Genomic DNA, 14,969 nt, shown 5'->3' with positions numbered 1-14,969 from the left:
ATGAGGAGCGAACCAGCGATGAGCGAATGGTTCATCTACCGCGGCACCGGTGACCCCGATCCCGAGCGGATCGACCGGAGGCCCGCGCCACCGCCCTGGCGCGACTTCGGCGCCCCGCCCATCGGATACCGGGTGCCGGAGGCCGACTCCGCGACCACGCGGCGGCTGGGCACCCGGGCCGTCCCCCTCGCGGTGCCCGGCAGCGAGGCGCTGCGGCTCATCAACGCCGCGCTGTATCTGCGCCGTCCGCTGCTGATCACCGGCGAGCCGGGCTCGGGCAAGAGCACGCTCGCCCACGACCTCGCCTTCGAACTCGGCCTCGGCCGCGTCCTGCAGTGGCCCGTCGTCAGCCGCAGCGAACTCCGCGACGGCCTCTACTCGTACGACGCCATCGGCCGCCTCCAGGACGCGCAGCTCGCCCGGCTGGAGGGCGGCGAGGGCGGCCCGGACGGCGGCCCGCACCCGGCCGGGGACATCGGGCGCTATCTGCGGCTCGGCCCGCTCGGTACCGCGCTGCTCGCCGCCGAACGGCCCCGGGTGCTGCTCATCGACGAGCTGGACAAGAGCGACATCGACCTCCCCAACGACCTGCTCAACGTGCTGGAGGAGGGCGAGTTCACCCTGCCCGAGCTGGAGCGGGTCGCCGACCGGCCGGGGCAGCAGACCGTCCAGGTCCTCACCGACGACGGGCTGCGCGCCCCCGTCACCGGCGGACGGGTGCGCTGCCGGGCCTTCCCGGTGGTCGTCATGACCAGCAACCGCGAACGGGACTTCCCCGCCCCGCTGCTGCGCCGGTGCATCCACCTGGACCTGGCCGCGCCCCGGGACGAACGGCTCGCCGCCATGGTCCAGGCACACTTCGGTGCCGGGTCCTACGACGAGTACATAGGCCTCGTCGACCGGTTCGTCCGTACCGAGGCGGACGGCGGGGTGCGCCCGACCGACCAGCTGCTGAACGCGATCTACCTCGTCCAGCACACCGCGGGCCGCCACCCCGCGGACCAGGATGCCGTCGCCGATCTCCTGATGCGGCCCCTCGACAACGGACCGAGGTGACCCGGTGGGCGACGGGCGGGACGAGAGCGGCCGGGGTGTGGCACTGACCACCCTGGTCGCCCGGCTGCGGGAGTCCGGCCGCGATGTCGACGCGCGGGAACTCGCGGACGCCCTGTGGCTGGCCGCCCGCACCGGAGCCCCCGTCCCCCCTGGGCCCTGCCGCCCGGCCGGCCCCCCGCAGGAGACCCCCGCCACCCCGCCGGCCGCCGCCACCCGCCCCGTCGAGCCGCCCGATGACACACCCGGCGCGCCCGCCGCCCTGCTGACCGCGCCGGACCCGGACGGCGCGCCCGCCGCCGTGGAGACTTCGCCGGTCCTGGTGCCCGCGGCGCCCGCGCTCGCCGATCCGCACGCACTCCAGCGCGCGTTACGGCCGCTGAGCCGCTACCGGTCACCGGCCATGCCGCAGGGCCGCACCCTCGACGAGGAGGCCACCGCGGGCCGGGCCGCCGACACCGGGCTGGTCATTCCCGTACTGCGCGCCGCGCGGCGGCAGAAGGCGCGGCTGCTGCTCCTGATGGACGTCTCCACGTCGACGGTCGCCTGGGAGAGCGCGCTGGAGGAGCTGGCCGGCATCTGCGCGGGCGCCGGGGTCTTCCAGGACGTCCAGCTGCGCTATCTGCACCCGGACGGCGAATCGGGCGCCGGATACGCGGCCGGGCGCGTCCCGGCGGGCCCGCTGCGCCGCGCCGCCCAGCTCGGCGACCCCACCGGCCGCCGCATCATCCTGCTGCTCTCGGACTGCTCAGGACCCATGTGGCGGTCCGGCGTCCTGCAGCGGCTGCTGTACCACTGGTCGGCCACCACCCCGGTCGCGGTCGTCCAGCCGCTGCCGCAGCGGCTGTGGCGGCGTACCCATCTGCCCGCGTACGGGGGAGTGCTGCGACGGCACGAAGGCCCGCTGGGGCGGCTGGAGTTCAGCGCCGCGCCGCGCGGTGCCGACCCGCGCGACGGCAGACCGGTCCCGGTGCTCGCGCTGCGGCGTACCTCCGTGGAGGGCTGGGCCGGGCTGGTCTCGGGCGCCACCGGCCAGTCGGTGTCCACCGCGGCTGCCTGGGTGCGCCGCGACCAACCGCCCTCCCGTGCACCGGTACGGGCCGAGGCCGCGCTCACCGGGCAGGAGCGGGTCGGAGCGTTCCGGCGGACCGCGTCCCCCACCGCGCAGCGGCTGGCCGAGTATCTGACGGCGGTGCCGCTGGTGCTGCCGGTGATGCGGATCGTCCAGCACACGATGCTGGCCGGCACCGGGCCCGAGGCGCTGGCCGAGGTGCTGCTCGGCGGCATCGTACGGCGCGCCGAGCGGCCCGACATCGGCCCCGCGGACGGTCCGTACTACGAATTCCTCGACGGGGTGAAGGTGTTGCTCGCCGCCCGGCTCGACCGGGGGGACGAGCGGCTCGTGCTACGGCACAGTTCGAGCTACGTCCAGCGGCGCTTCGGCCGCAGCGCGCGCAACTTCCCCGCCATGGCCGCCGTCGCGCTCGGCGAGCGGCTGCCTGTCCCGGCGGGCGGCGGCGCGATGCCCGCGGGGCTGCGGGTCTTCGCCGAGGTCGCGGCGGACACCATCAGACGTCGCGGCGGCCCTCCCGTCCCGCCGCCCGATCCCGGCACCCCGGGAGAACTCGCCGCGCGCGCGGGTGAGTTCGCCCGGCGCTACGAGCGGTACGGCGGCGTACGGGACCTCGACAGCGCGATCGGGCTGCTGCGCCTGGCCGCCGCCGGGGAGCGGCGCGGCGATTCGCTGCCGGCCCGCCGGGCGGAGCTGTCCCGGGCGCTGCTGCTGCGCTGGCGGCTGCGCGCGCTGGACGAGGACCTGGCGGAGGCCTGGGAATCCGCGAAGTCCTCGGACGGGTTCGCGGCAGCCGAGGTGCTGTACGCCATGGCGGTGGCGGCCGATGAAGGCCAACTCGGCCAGGAGCTGGCCGGGAACGTACTGCGCGAGACCCGCGGCCCGTACCCCGTCGACGCCCGTCCCGGCGACGCGGACACCGTGGCCGAGCTGCTGAGCGCGGCGTCCGACCGGCTCCGCGGGCTGACCGAGGCCGTACAGCCGTCGGAGGAGTGGCCGGCGGCCGCCGCACTCCACATCGAGGTGCTGCGGCGGCTGTCCAGGTCGGGCGGCCCGGCGGTGGACACCACGCCCCTGTACGCGGCGGCGGCCCTCGCGGAGCGGCTCGCGGACACGGCGGACCGGGTCGGGGACCGGGTGCTGCACGGCACCCTGGAACTGGATCTGGCCCGCCATGTGGTGAGCGACGACGTCGTACGGCACTACGCGCTGCGTGCGTTGCGCGCGCTGCGCCCCGCGGCGGCCGAGGCCACCGGGGGCGCCGAACGGGCCGACATCTGGCTGAAGATCGCCAGTGCGCTGGAGCTGGCCCAGCTGGAGGGCGGCGACGTGTCGTGGCGCTGGGAGGTGCTGGACGCGCTCGCCGCGGCCCTGGCGGCGGCCGACGACGACGCCGTACGCCACTCCTGCCACCAGCGCATGGGGGACGTGCACTGGCAGGGGCACATCGACCCCGCCGCTCCCGGGGTCCCGGAGAGCGGCCATGGGGAGAGCGCCCGCCCGGAGACCAGCCATCGGGAGAACGCCCGCCCCGGGCGCGGCCACGAGGACGGCCCGGGAACGGCCCCCCGGCCCGCCACGCACCTCGACGGCGCCATCGAGCACTGGACCGCCGCCCTCGCCACCGGGACCCCGGACCGGCCGGCCAGGCTTCTCACCCGGCTGGGCCGGGCGCTGGGACAGCGTGCCGAGCGGGACGGCACGCCCGCCGAACTCGACACCGCCGTACGCCGGCTGCGCGAGGCCGTCGACGAGACGGCCGAGTCGGACCCCGAACTGGCCGCGCGCCGGGCACTGCTCGGGGCGCTGTATCTGGCGCGCTACCGGGCCACCGGCGGGCTCACCGACCTCTACGAGGCCGACTGGGCCCACGGAGCCGCCGCGCGAGGGGCCCCCGACCCGTACGCGGCCTCACGTGCCTGGCAGGCCCGGGGCGATATCGCGGTGCTGCTCGCCCGGCACACCGGCACCCCCGACCGGCTCCAGCAGGCCGCCGAGCACTATCTGCGCGCCACCGACGTGGACGACGACGGGCGGGCCGGCGCGGCGCGGGCGGCGCGCGCCGCTGTGCTGGAGGAGCTCGCGGGGCCACTGGAAGCCCTCCGTGAGTACCGGGCGGCCCTGGCGCTGCTTGAGTCCGCCGGGCCCGCCGGGGACAGCGCCGCGGCCGGTGTCCGCGACGCCGTCGCCCGGCTGACGGACGGGGCGGCCGGCCGTTGACCCAGGACACCGAAGCGCTGCCCGGCGACCCGCTGCCCCGGCTGACCCCGCCGCGGGACACCGCTCACCCGGTGCTGGCGGCCGTACTCGCCGAGACCAGGCAGCGCGACCCGCGCGAACCGCTCATCGCCTACTACGAGGACGCGCCATGACCCCCGCGGTCCGCGACCGGACCGTCGTCCAGCGGCCCGTGCCCTTCCGGCAGTTCGTCCTGAAGGTGCACAGCCGCTGCAACCTCGACTGCTCGTACTGCTACGTCTACCGCGGCCGGGACAGCAGCTGGCGCGACCGCCCCCGCCGCGCCACCGGTGAGACCGTCCGCAGGACCGCCGCGCGGATCGCCGAGCACGTCACCGCGCACCGGCTCCCCCGTATCCGGATCGAACTGCACGGCGGTGAACCGCTGCTGTCCGGGCCGGGGCCGGTGATCGAGTACACCCGCGCCGTACGGGACGCGGTGCCCGCGGGGTGCGAGGTGACCGCGACCGTACAGACCAACGGGACCCTGCTCACCGCCCGTACGCTCGACGCGCTCGCCGCCGCCGGAATCCGCGTCGGGCTCTCCCTCGACGGCGGCAGCGCCGCACTCAACTCCCGCCGCCGGGACCACGCGGGCCGCCCCTCCTGGCCCGCCGCCCACCGCGCCGCCCGGCTGCTCGCCGAGTACCCGCACCCCGGAACCTACGCCGGGATCCTCTGCACCATCGACCTCGCGGCCGACCCCGTCGAGGTGTACGACAGCCTGCGCGCGCTGCGCCCGCCGGGGCTCGATCTGCTGCTGCCGCACGGCAACTGGTCCGCGCCGCCACCGGGGACCGAGCCGGGGACACCGGGCCGGCACCGGCCGCACCCCGCCCCGTACGGCCACTGGCTCGCCACCGCCTTCGACCGCTGGTGGGACGGCGGGCCCGGCCAGCCGCGCATCCGGCTCTTCCACACCCTCGTCGCGCTGCTCCTCGGCGAACCCGCGGCGGCCGAGGCGGTGGGGCTGGCCCCGCTGGCCGTCGTCGTGGTGGACACCGACGGAGCCATCGAGCAGGTCGACGCGCTCAAGTCCGCCTACGAGGGTGCCCCTTCGACCGGACTGGACGTCTTCAGCGACCCCTTCGACACCGCGCTCGCGCACCCCGGGATCGCCGCCAGGCAGCTCGGAGAGAAGGCGCTCCCCGGAGTCTGCCTGAGCTGCCCGGTGCTCCGGGTGTGCGGCGGCGGCAACTACATCCACCGGTACGCGGCCGGGGCCGGCTTCCGCCATCCCAGCGTCTACTGCGCCGATTTGGAGTACCTCATCCGGTATATCGCCCACCGGCTGAGCGCTTTCGTCACGTGACGTATCGTGGCGCCGACTGGCCGTCAACATGGCGACTTCTGTTCACACTTGAGTGGTAGGTGCACGACAGTGACGCAACTGGTTGAGGGAGTGACGATGGCGGAGCCGACTCCCCACGTCACGGTGGTCTTCGCCGGGCAGAGCGAGCCCTGGGCCCACTGGATCGCCCGGCAGCTCACGGAGGTGGGGACCGCCACCGCCCTGGTCCGCTGGAACCCTGCCCGGAGCTCCCCGACAGCCGACGCACTCACCGGGATGCTGACCGCGCCCGGGCGGGTCCTGCTCGTCATCGACGACTGGTTCGAGCGGTTCGACGACGGCCTCCGCACGGGGTGGGCCGACGCGCTGCGCCAGATGCTCGCCGACCACCCCGACCGGATCGCCGGAGTCAGCGTCACCACCCGCCCGCTGCCCGAGGCGATCATCGCCCTGGGCCCGGTCGCGCTGCGCGGCCTGAGCGCCGACGCGGCCCGCAGGCGGGTGCTCGAAGTCGCCGGCACGTCGGACGGTGCGGTCCGCCCGGTCACCCTGGACCGCGTCCCGCGGTTCCCCGACGACCCGCCCGACGTCCAGAACGTACCGCGCCGCAACCGCAGGTTCACCGGCCGCGGCGTCCTGCTCGACCGGATCCACGACAGCTTCGCGGCCGGCCGCGGCGAGGGCGCGGTCTTCGCGCTGTGCGGCCCCGGCGGGATCGGCAAGACCCAGATCGCGCTGGAGTACGTCCACCGCTTCAAGGGCGAGTACGACATCGTCTGGTGGCTGGACGCGACCACCACCGGCACCGCCCGCGAGCAGCTCGGCACCCTCGCCGAAGCACTCGGCGTGGGAGTCGGCAGCAAGCTCGACCAGTCCATAGCCGCGGCCGCCGGAAAGCTGCGCGCCACCGGGGACAGCTGGCTGATCGTCCTCGACGGCGCCGGAGATCCGGAGAAGCTGGCCGCTCTGCTGCCCGAAGGGGCGGGCGACGTCCTGGTCACCACCAACCACCAGGAGTGGTCGGCCCTGGCCGAGCTGTTCCAGGTGGAGCACTTCGAGCGCGAGGAGTCCGTCGCCTTCGCCGGCCGCCGCTCCCAAAGGCTCTCCCCGTACGAGGCCGGGCTGCTCGCCGAAGCCGTCGAGGACCTGCCGCTGCTGCTCGACCAGACGGCGGCCTGGCTCGACATCAACCCCACCGTCGACATCCCCGAGTACATCAGGGAGCTGACGGAGAGCAACCCCGACCGCTTCGGGGTGCTGGCCTCCCAGGACTACCCGGTCTCCTTCCAGATCGCCTGGGCCAGGACCCTCGGCAGCCTGCGCGAACAGGACCCGGGTGCCTGGAAGCTGCTCAATCTGCTCGCCCGCTTCTCGCCGGGGACGCTGCCGCTGCGGCTGCTCCAGTCGGCGCGCGCCGCCGACCTCCCCAAGCCTCTCGACCGGGTCGTACCGGAGCCGAGCAGCTGGAACTCCGCGCTGCGCAAGCTCTCCGAAGTGACCTCCATGCGGCTGGAGTACGACCCCGTCCCGCGGATGGGCGGCTCCGTCACCGTCTCCGCCCTGCGGATGCACCGGATCTTCCACTCCTTCGTACGGCACGCCCAGACCCCCGGTGAGCGCGCCGAACTGACCGGGGCCGCACTCAAGGTGCTCGTCACGGCCGACCCGCGGGACCCGGCTTCGTCCCGCAACTGGTCCCGCTACGCCGAGCTGATTCCGCATCTGGAGATCGCGGGCGCCCTGGAGTCGGCCGACGACGACGTGCGCAGGCTGGTGCTCAACTGCATCGAGTACCTGCGGATGCGCGGCGAGTACGAGGAGGGCGGGCGGCTCAGCCGGGCGGCCGTCGAGCACTGGGAGCCGGTGTCCGGCGGCACCAGCACCGCCGTCCTGGTCGCCGTGCACCAGCGCGCCAACATGGAGCGCAGGCTGGGCCGTTACGCCGAGGCCGAGGCGGTCGGACGGCAGGTGCTCGAACGGCTGCTGAGCAGCCCCGGAGCCGAACCGATCGAGGTGATCAGGGCCAGGGACGGGCTCGGCGGCACCCTGCTCGCGCTCGGCCGCTACGACGAGGCCAGGACGCTCTTCGAGCAGGCGGACCGGGAAGCCGTCACCTCGCTGGGCGACGCCGAGGTGCCGCGCACCCTCTCCATACGGAACAACCTGGCCGAGGCGATGGGCCTGCAGGGCAAGTACCAGGCGTCGCTGGACCTGCACCGGGACATCCTGACCGCGCGGGTCGCCCTCCTCGGCGGCCGCAATCCGCTCACCCTGCACTCGGCGCTGCGCACCGCGACCATGCTGCGGCTGCTCGGCCGCTACCGGGAGGCCCTGGAGATCCAGCAGCACAACTCACGGCTGCACGGCCAGGAACTGGACCGCAACCACGGGCAGACCTTGAACGCCGACCACAACCTCGCCCTGTGCCTGCGCCGCGACGGGAAGCTGCTCCAGGCCAGAGCGCTGCTGCTCAGCGTCCGCAAGCGCCGGGTCGCCCGGCGCGGCCGCCGCCACCCCGACACCCTGCGGGCGGGCGCGGACTTCGCGATGCTGCTCCGCGAGGCGGGCGAGTTCCGTGAGGCCTACGACCTCGCGGACGAGACGGCCTCGCTGTACGCGCTGCAGCTCGGTGAGCTGCACCCGTACGCGGTGGGCACCCGGGCCAACCTGGCGCTGCTGCAGGGCGACGCGGGGGACCACGACGGCGCCCTGGAACTCGCCGAACAGACCCTGCGGCAGATGACCGGTGCCGTGGGTGCGGACCATCCGTGGACGCTGGGCTGCGCCTTCAACACCGCGACGGCCCGGCAGCGGGCGGGAGACGCCGAAGGCGCCGTACGGCTGGGACACGACCTGGTGGACCGGGCCGAGCGGACACTCGGCCCCGGGCACCCGCTGACCACCACCGCCCAGACCGCGCTCGCCCGTGATCTGCGGGCGGCCGGCGAGACGGCGCGCGCCGGCCGGCTGCACGCGGAGGCACTGGCACGGATCACCGAACTGCTCGGGGACGACCACCAGCACACCCGGAGCATCCGGGACGGCGCGGTCCGGTACTGGGACTTCGAGCCGCAGTTCGTCTGAGCCGCGAGCCACCCGCGGGACGCCGTGGGGCCGGTACGCCGTGGGGCCCGTACGCATCGTGTGATGCGTACGGGCCCCACGGGGTGAACCTGCCGGTACCGCCTAGGCCTCGAAGACCTCGGCGACCAGCTGGGCCTGCTCGGCCTGGTGGCGCTTGGCGGAGCCGACCGCGGGCGAGGAACCGTGCGGCCGCGAGATGCGGCGCAGGCGCTCACCGTGCGGGACGTCGGCGCCGACCGCCAGGTCCAGGTGGTCGATCAGGTTGAGCGCGATGAACGGCCACGCACCCTGGTTCGCCGGCTCCTCCTGCGCCCAGAGGTACTTCTCGGCGTTCGGGAACTTGGCGATCTCCGCCTGGAGTTCGGCACCCGGCAGCGGGTACAGGCGCTCAAGACGGATGATCGCGGTGTCCGTGACGCCGCGCTTGGTGCGCTCCGCGTCCAGGTCGTAGTAGACCTTGCCGGCCGTGAAGACGACCTTGCGCACGGCGCTCGGGTCGACGCTGTCGTCCCCGATGACCGGACGGAAGCCGCCCGTGGTGAACTCGTCCGCCTTCGACGCGGCCGCCTTGAGGCGGAGCATCGACTTCGGGGTGAAGACGACCAGCGGCTTGTGGTGCGGGTTGTGCACCTGCCACCGCAGGAGGTGGAAGTAGTTCGACGGGAGCGTCGGCATGGCGACCGTCATGTTGTTCTGCGCGCACAGCTGGAGGAAGCGCTCCGGGCGGGCGGACGAGTGGTCCGGGCCCTGGCCCTCGTAGCCGTGCGGGAGGAGCAGGGTGACGCCGGACGTCTGGCCCCACTTCTGCTCGGCGGCCGAGATGTACTCGTCCACCACGGTCTGCGCGCCGTTGACGAAGTCACCGAACTGCGCTTCCCACATGACCAGCGACTCCGGGCGGGCCAGCGAGTAGCCGTACTCGAAGCCCATCACCGCGTACTCGCTGAGCAGCGAGTCGTAGACGTTGTAACGCGCCTGGTCGTCGGAGAGGTAGAGCAGCGGGGTGAAGTCCTCGCCGGTCTTGCGGTCGATGAGCACCGCGTGCCGCTGGCCGAAGGTCCCGCGGCGCGAGTCCTGGCCGGAGAGGCGCACCGGGGTGCCCTCCAGGAGCAGCGAGCCGATGGCGAGGGTCTCGCCCATCGCCCAGTCGATCGTGCCCTCGTCGATCATCGCGGCCCGGCGCTGGACCTGCGGCAGCAGCCGCGGGTGCACGGTGATCCGGTCCGGGATGTTGACCTGCGACTCGGCGATCCGCTTCACGACCTCCTGGGAGATCGAGGTGTCCACGGCGACCGGGAACTCGGCCTGAGGGACCGGCACCGTCGCCTCGGCGGGCTCGGATGTGGCCTCGCGGACCTCCGCGAAGACCTTCTCCAGCTGGCCCTGGAAGTCCTGGAGCGCCTGCTCCGCCTCTTCCAGGGTGATGTCGCCGCGACCGATGAGGGACTCGGTGTAGAGCTTGCGCACCGAGCGCTTCTTGTCGATCAGGTCGTACATCAGCGGCTGCGTGAACGAGGGGTTGTCGGCCTCGTTGTGACCGCGGCGGCGGTAGCAGATCAGGTCGATGACGACGTCCTTGTTGAACGCCTGGCGGAACTCGAACGCGAGGCGCGCGACGCGCACCACGGCCTCCGGGTCGTCGCCGTTCACATGGAAGATCGGCGCCTCGATCATGCGGGCCACGTCGGTGGCGTACATCGACGAGCGCGACGACTCCGGGGCGGCGGTGAAGCCGACCTGGTTGTTGATCACGATGTGCACGGTGCCGCCGGTGCGGTAGCCGCGCAGCTGCGACATGTTGAGCGTCTCGGCGACGACGCCCTGGCCCGCGAAGGCCGCGTCGCCGTGCAGCGCCACCGGGAGCACGGTGAAGTCCGTGCCGCCCTTGTTGATGATGTCCTGCTTGGCGCGCGCGATGCCCTCGACGACCGGGTCGACGGTCTCCAGGTGCGACGGGTTGGCGGCCAGCGAGACCTTGATCTGCTCGCCGTCCAGACCGGTGAAGGTGCCCTCGGAGCCGAGGTGGTACTTCACGTCGCCGGAGCCGTGCATCGACTTCGGGTCGAGGTTGCCCTCGAACTCGCGGAAGATCTGCGCGTACGACTTGCCGACGATGTTGGCCAGCACGTTGAGACGGCCGCGGTGGGCCATCCCGATGACGACCTCGTCGAGGCGCGACTCGGCGGCCGAGTCGATGACCGCGTCGAGCAGCGGGATGACGGACTCGCCGCCTTCGAGCGAGAAGCGCTTCTGGCCGACGTACTTGGTCTGCAGGAAGGTCTCGAACGCCTCCGCCGAGTTCAGCCGGCGCAGGATGCGCAGCTGCTCCTCGCGCTCGGGCTTGGCGTGCGCGCCGCGCTCGATGCGGTCCTGGATCCACTTGCGCTGCTTGGGGTCCTGGATGTGCATGAACTCGACGCCGGTGGTGCGGCAGTACGAGTCGCGCAGCACGCCCAGGATGTCGCGGAGCTTCATCATCGACTTGCCGGCGAAGCCGCCGACGGCGAACTCGCGCTCCAGGTCCCAGAGGGTGAGCCCGTGCTCGATGATGTCCAGGTCGGGGTGCTTGCGCTGCTTGTACTCCAGCGGGTCGGTGTCGGCCATGACATGGCCGCGGACCCGGTAGGAGTGGATCAGCTCGAAGACGCGGGCGGCCTTGGTGACGTCATTGTCGTGCGAGACGTCGATGTCCCGGAGCCAGCGGACCGGCTCGTACGGGATGCGCAGCGCCTCGAACAGGTCGTCGTAGAAGCCGTTCTCGCCGAGCAGCAGGTTGGCGAGGATCCGCAGGAACTCGCCGGACGCGGCGCCCTGGATGACCCGGTGGTCGTAGGTCGAGGTCAGGGTCATGACCTTCGAGACGCCCAGCCTGTTCAGGGTGTCCTGCGAAGTGCCCTGGAACTCGGCCGGGTAGTCCATCGCGCCGACGCCCATGATGAGGCCCTGGCCGGGCATCAGACGGGGCACGGAGTGGACGGTGCCGATACCGCCGGGGTTGGTGAGCGACGCGGTGACCCCGGTGAAGTCGTCCATCGTCAGCTTGTTCGCGCGGGCGCGGCGGACGATGTCCTCGTACGCCTGCCAGAACTCGAAGAAGTTGAGCGTCTCGGCCTTCTTGATGGCCGCGACGACGAGCTGGCGGTCGCCGTTCGGCTTCACCAGGTCGATGGCGAGGCCGAGGTTGACGTGGGCCGGCTTGACCAGCGTCGGCTTGCCGTCCTTCACCGCGAAGGAGTGGTTCATCGACGGCATGGCCTTGAGGGCCTGCACCATCGCGAAGCCGATGAGGTGGGTGAAGGAGACCTTCCCGCCCCTGGCGCGCTTCAGGTGGTTGTTGATGACGATGCGGTTGTCGAAGAGCAGCTTCACCGGGACCGCGCGGACGGACGTGGCCGTCGGCAGCTCCAGCGAGGCGTTCATGTTCTTCGCGACCGCGGCGGACGGGCCGCGCAGTGTCACCAGCTCGGGGCCGGCCGGCGCCTCGGGCGCCTCGGGCGCGGCGGCGGGCTCGGCCTTCGCCGCGGGCTTGGCGGCGGCCGCGGGCTTCGCGGCGGCAGGCGCGGCCGGAGCCGGGGCCTGCGGCGCTGCGGGCGCGGCAGCCGGAGGCGTGACGGGCGCTGCGGTGGTGGGAGCAGCCCCCGCGGCTGCGCCACCGTGCGCGGCGGCCGCCCGGCCGCTCTCGCCCGACTGGTGTGGAGGGTTCGGGCTCACCGGTTCCGCACCCGCGGTGGGAGCACCGGCAGAACCTGGCTTGTAGTCGGCGAAGAAGTCCCACCAGGCACGGTCAACCGAATTCGGGTCCTGGAGGTACTGCTGGTAGATCTCGTCGACGAGCCACTCATTGGGACCAAAAGCGTCAGCAGGACTCTTGTCCTGCCCCTCCTGGTCGGTCGAGATGCTCGAATTACTGGGGGACTGAGACGACACGGCGTTAACCGCCCTCTTCCGCTTCACAAGGTGATGGACAGCGGAAATAAAGGCTACGCCTCCCCGGCCTGGAGGCGCAGGCTGGGCGGTCCAACGTCGTGTAAGTCACACTCGAAAGCTGGTTTCACGGCTTGAAATGGCGGGAAACAAGCGTGGTTCCGCGTTATGCGGGTATGGCGCATCACAGCTGCCGCCCCTTGGCCGACACCCTCTGACGCGCCTACCCGCGGGTTCTGTACGGAACGCGGGCTTCCGCTGAAGACTTTACGTCAACTTGGTGTTCTCGATACGCCCGGAAGAGTGACGCGTATCCGGCAACCACGGGACGATTCGGCCACCCCGATCCGCCCGCCGTGCAGATCGACGGCCCAGCGGGCGATGGCCAGACCGAGCCCGGTACCGCCGTCGCTGCCCGGGCCGTGCGGGGACGGGGCGCGGCCCCGGTTGAAGCGCTCGAAGACCCGGTGCCGCTCGGCCTCGGGGATGCCCGGGCCCTCGTCCGTGACCTCCAGGTCCAGCGACTCCGGCTGCTGGCCGCGCCGGGCCCGTACCGTGACCCGGCCGTGCGGCGGGGAGTGCTTGACCGCGTTGTCGATGAGGTTGGCGACCACCTGGTGGAGCCGCTCGGCGTCCGCGTGCGCGGTCAGCTCGGGCGGCGAGACATCCAGATGGAGATGGACGTCCGTCCGGGTGTGCTGGCCGCCGGAGCCCGAAGCGCCCGCGCGCTGCGCGGCTGCCAGGTTCGCCTCCTTCAGCACGCCCGAGAGATACGGCCACACCTCGAAACGGGCGGCCTTGAGCGGCACCACGCCGTTGTCCAGGCGGGAGAGGTCGAGCAGCGTCTCGACCAGCCGGCCGAGCCGCTCGGTCTGCTTGAGCGCGGTGCGCATCGTCTCGGGGTCGGCGGCCGACACCCCGTCCACGACGTTCTCCAGCACCGCCCGCAGGGCCGCGATCGGGGTCCGCAGCTCATGGGAGACGTTCGCGACCAGCTCCTTGCGGTGCCGGTCCACCGCCTCCAGATCCTCGGCCATCCGGTTGATGGTCGTGGCCAGGTCGCCCAGCTCGTCCCTGCGGTCGGCGCCGCTGACCCGCCGGGTGTAGTCACCGTGCGAGATCGACCGGGCCACGGTGTTCATCTCGTCCAGCGGCGAGGTCAGGCTGTGCGCCACGAACTGGGTGATCAGCATCGAGGCGATCACCGAGAACACCGTGATGAACCGCAGCTCCGTCTTCGTGCGCAGCGCCACCAGGAGCAGCCCCGTGGTGATGAAGACCGACACCACCACGAGCGTGCCCAGCTTGGCCTTGATCGAGACCGGGAAGGGGCGCTGCCGGTTCCACGGCCGGGGCCGGGCCAGCAGCCGGCCCAGATCCCGGCCCAGTTCCCGGCCCAGGTCCCGGGGCCGGACACCGCTCCAGGTCCGCCCCCACCGCGGACCGGTCATGGTGCCGGGGTCTCCAGCGCGTACCCGACACCGTGCACCGTACGGATGCGCTCCGCCCCGATCTTCCGGCGGAGCGCCTTGATGTGGCTGTCCACGGTCCGGGTGCCGGACGCGTCGGCCCAGTCCCAGACCTCGGCGAGCAGCTGCTCGCGCGAGAGGACGGCACGCGGGGTGTTCGCCAGGCAGACCAGCAGATCGAACTCGGTGGGCGTCAGATGCACGTCCTCGTTGCGCACCCGCACCCGCCGCTGCGCGTGGTCGATCTCCAGCTCGCCGAGGCGCAGGATGCCGCTGCGCGGCGTCGAGGCGGCGATGGTCGCCCGCTCCACCCGCCGCAGCAGGACATGGACGCGCGCCGCCAGCTCGCGCATGGAGAACGGCTTGGTCATGTAGTCGTCGGCGCCGACACCGAGCCCGACCAGCATGTCGGTCTCGTCGTCGCGGGCCGTCAGCATCAGGACCGGCACCGGCCGCTGCGCCTGGACGCGGCGGCAGACCTCAAGGCCGTCGAAGCCGGGCAGCATCACGTCGAGGACCATCAGGTCCGGCTGCCAGCCCTGGGCCGCGTCCACCGCGGCCGGGCCGTCCGTTGCCGTCTGCACCTGGAAACCCTCGGCCCGCAGCCGTGCGGCGATGGCGTCGACGATTGTCGGGTCGTCCTCGACCACCAGCACCCGGCGCTGGGCGCCCGGGGTGGCCGCGACGCCGTTGTGGGTGGTGTGTGTCTGCTCCATCGCCCGCCCCTGGAAGTGCGCTCTCGAATGTACGTTCTGCTGCGTACGCGGCTGTGTCCCAGCTGCGTTCTTGGACAAAGCGTCCAGATCTCATCTGCCGGTCAGCAGACTAGATGCCCGGA

Annotated in this window: 8 protein-coding genes; 5 read left to right on the top strand and 3 right to left on the bottom strand. The window is 72.7% G+C overall.

Annotated elements, in window-relative coordinates; genetic code table 11:
* Positions 1-18: 18 nt before the first annotated feature.
* The 5 genes from OG210_RS07150 to fxsT all read left to right on the top strand — a co-directional run bounded on the left by OG210_RS07150 (position 19) and on the right by fxsT (position 8,738).
* A complete protein-coding gene (locus OG210_RS07150; RefSeq protein WP_371535345.1) occupies positions 19-1,056 on the top strand; it encodes an AAA family ATPase in 1,038 nt (345 codons plus the stop codon).
* A gap of 4 nt (positions 1,057-1,060) precedes the next feature.
* The gene (locus OG210_RS07145; protein WP_328331358.1) at positions 1,061-4,345 is read left to right on the top strand and encodes an SAV_2336 N-terminal domain-related protein; all 3,285 of its coding nucleotides are present in this window, start codon (positions 1,061-1,063) and stop codon (positions 4,343-4,345) included.
* The gene (locus OG210_RS07140; protein WP_328331360.1) at positions 4,342-4,497 is read left to right on the top strand and encodes a hypothetical protein; all 156 of its coding nucleotides are present in this window, start codon (positions 4,342-4,344) and stop codon (positions 4,495-4,497) included. The genes OG210_RS07145 and OG210_RS07140 overlap by 4 nt, the downstream gene beginning before the upstream one ends.
* Complete coding sequence (locus OG210_RS07135) at positions 4,494-5,675, top strand: FxsB family cyclophane-forming radical SAM/SPASM peptide maturase (RefSeq protein WP_328331362.1); 1,182 nt, start codon at positions 4,494-4,496, stop codon at positions 5,673-5,675. The genes OG210_RS07140 and OG210_RS07135 overlap by 4 nt, the downstream gene beginning before the upstream one ends.
* A 96-nt stretch (positions 5,676-5,771) precedes the next feature.
* Positions 5,772-8,738: an FxSxx-COOH system tetratricopeptide repeat protein gene (gene fxsT, locus OG210_RS07130; RefSeq protein ID WP_371535344.1), complete on the top strand. Its 2,967-nt coding sequence runs from the start codon at positions 5,772-5,774 to the stop codon at positions 8,736-8,738.
* 102 nt (positions 8,739-8,840) lie between these two features.
* On the opposite strand, the gene OG210_RS07125 is transcribed toward fxsT, so the two are convergent.
* The 3 genes from OG210_RS07125 to OG210_RS07115 form a co-directional block, all read right to left on the bottom strand.
* Positions 8,841-12,665 carry a multifunctional oxoglutarate decarboxylase/oxoglutarate dehydrogenase thiamine pyrophosphate-binding subunit/dihydrolipoyllysine-residue succinyltransferase subunit gene (locus OG210_RS07125; RefSeq protein ID WP_328331366.1) on the bottom strand — a complete coding sequence of 1,275 codons (3,825 nt, stop codon included), beginning with the start codon at positions 12,663-12,665 and terminating at the stop codon, positions 8,841-8,843.
* A gap of 269 nt (positions 12,666-12,934) precedes the next feature.
* Positions 12,935-14,113 (bottom strand): ATP-binding protein, encoded by a 1,179-nt coding sequence (locus OG210_RS07120; RefSeq protein WP_371535343.1) that lies wholly within the window; start codon positions 14,111-14,113, stop codon positions 12,935-12,937.
* Positions 14,110-14,847: a response regulator transcription factor gene (locus tag OG210_RS07115; RefSeq protein WP_266853138.1), complete on the bottom strand. Its 738-nt coding sequence runs from the start codon at positions 14,845-14,847 to the stop codon at positions 14,110-14,112. Before OG210_RS07115 ends, OG210_RS07120 begins: the two co-directional genes overlap by 4 nt.
* Positions 14,848-14,969 lie beyond the last annotated feature (122 nt).

Source organism: Streptomyces sp. NBC_00466, from assembly GCF_041433995.1.
GTDB lineage: Bacteria > Actinomycetota > Actinomycetes > Streptomycetales > Streptomycetaceae > Streptomyces.
Note: the sequence above shows the minus strand (reverse complement) of the source record. Positions and strands in the feature narration are given on the sequence as shown.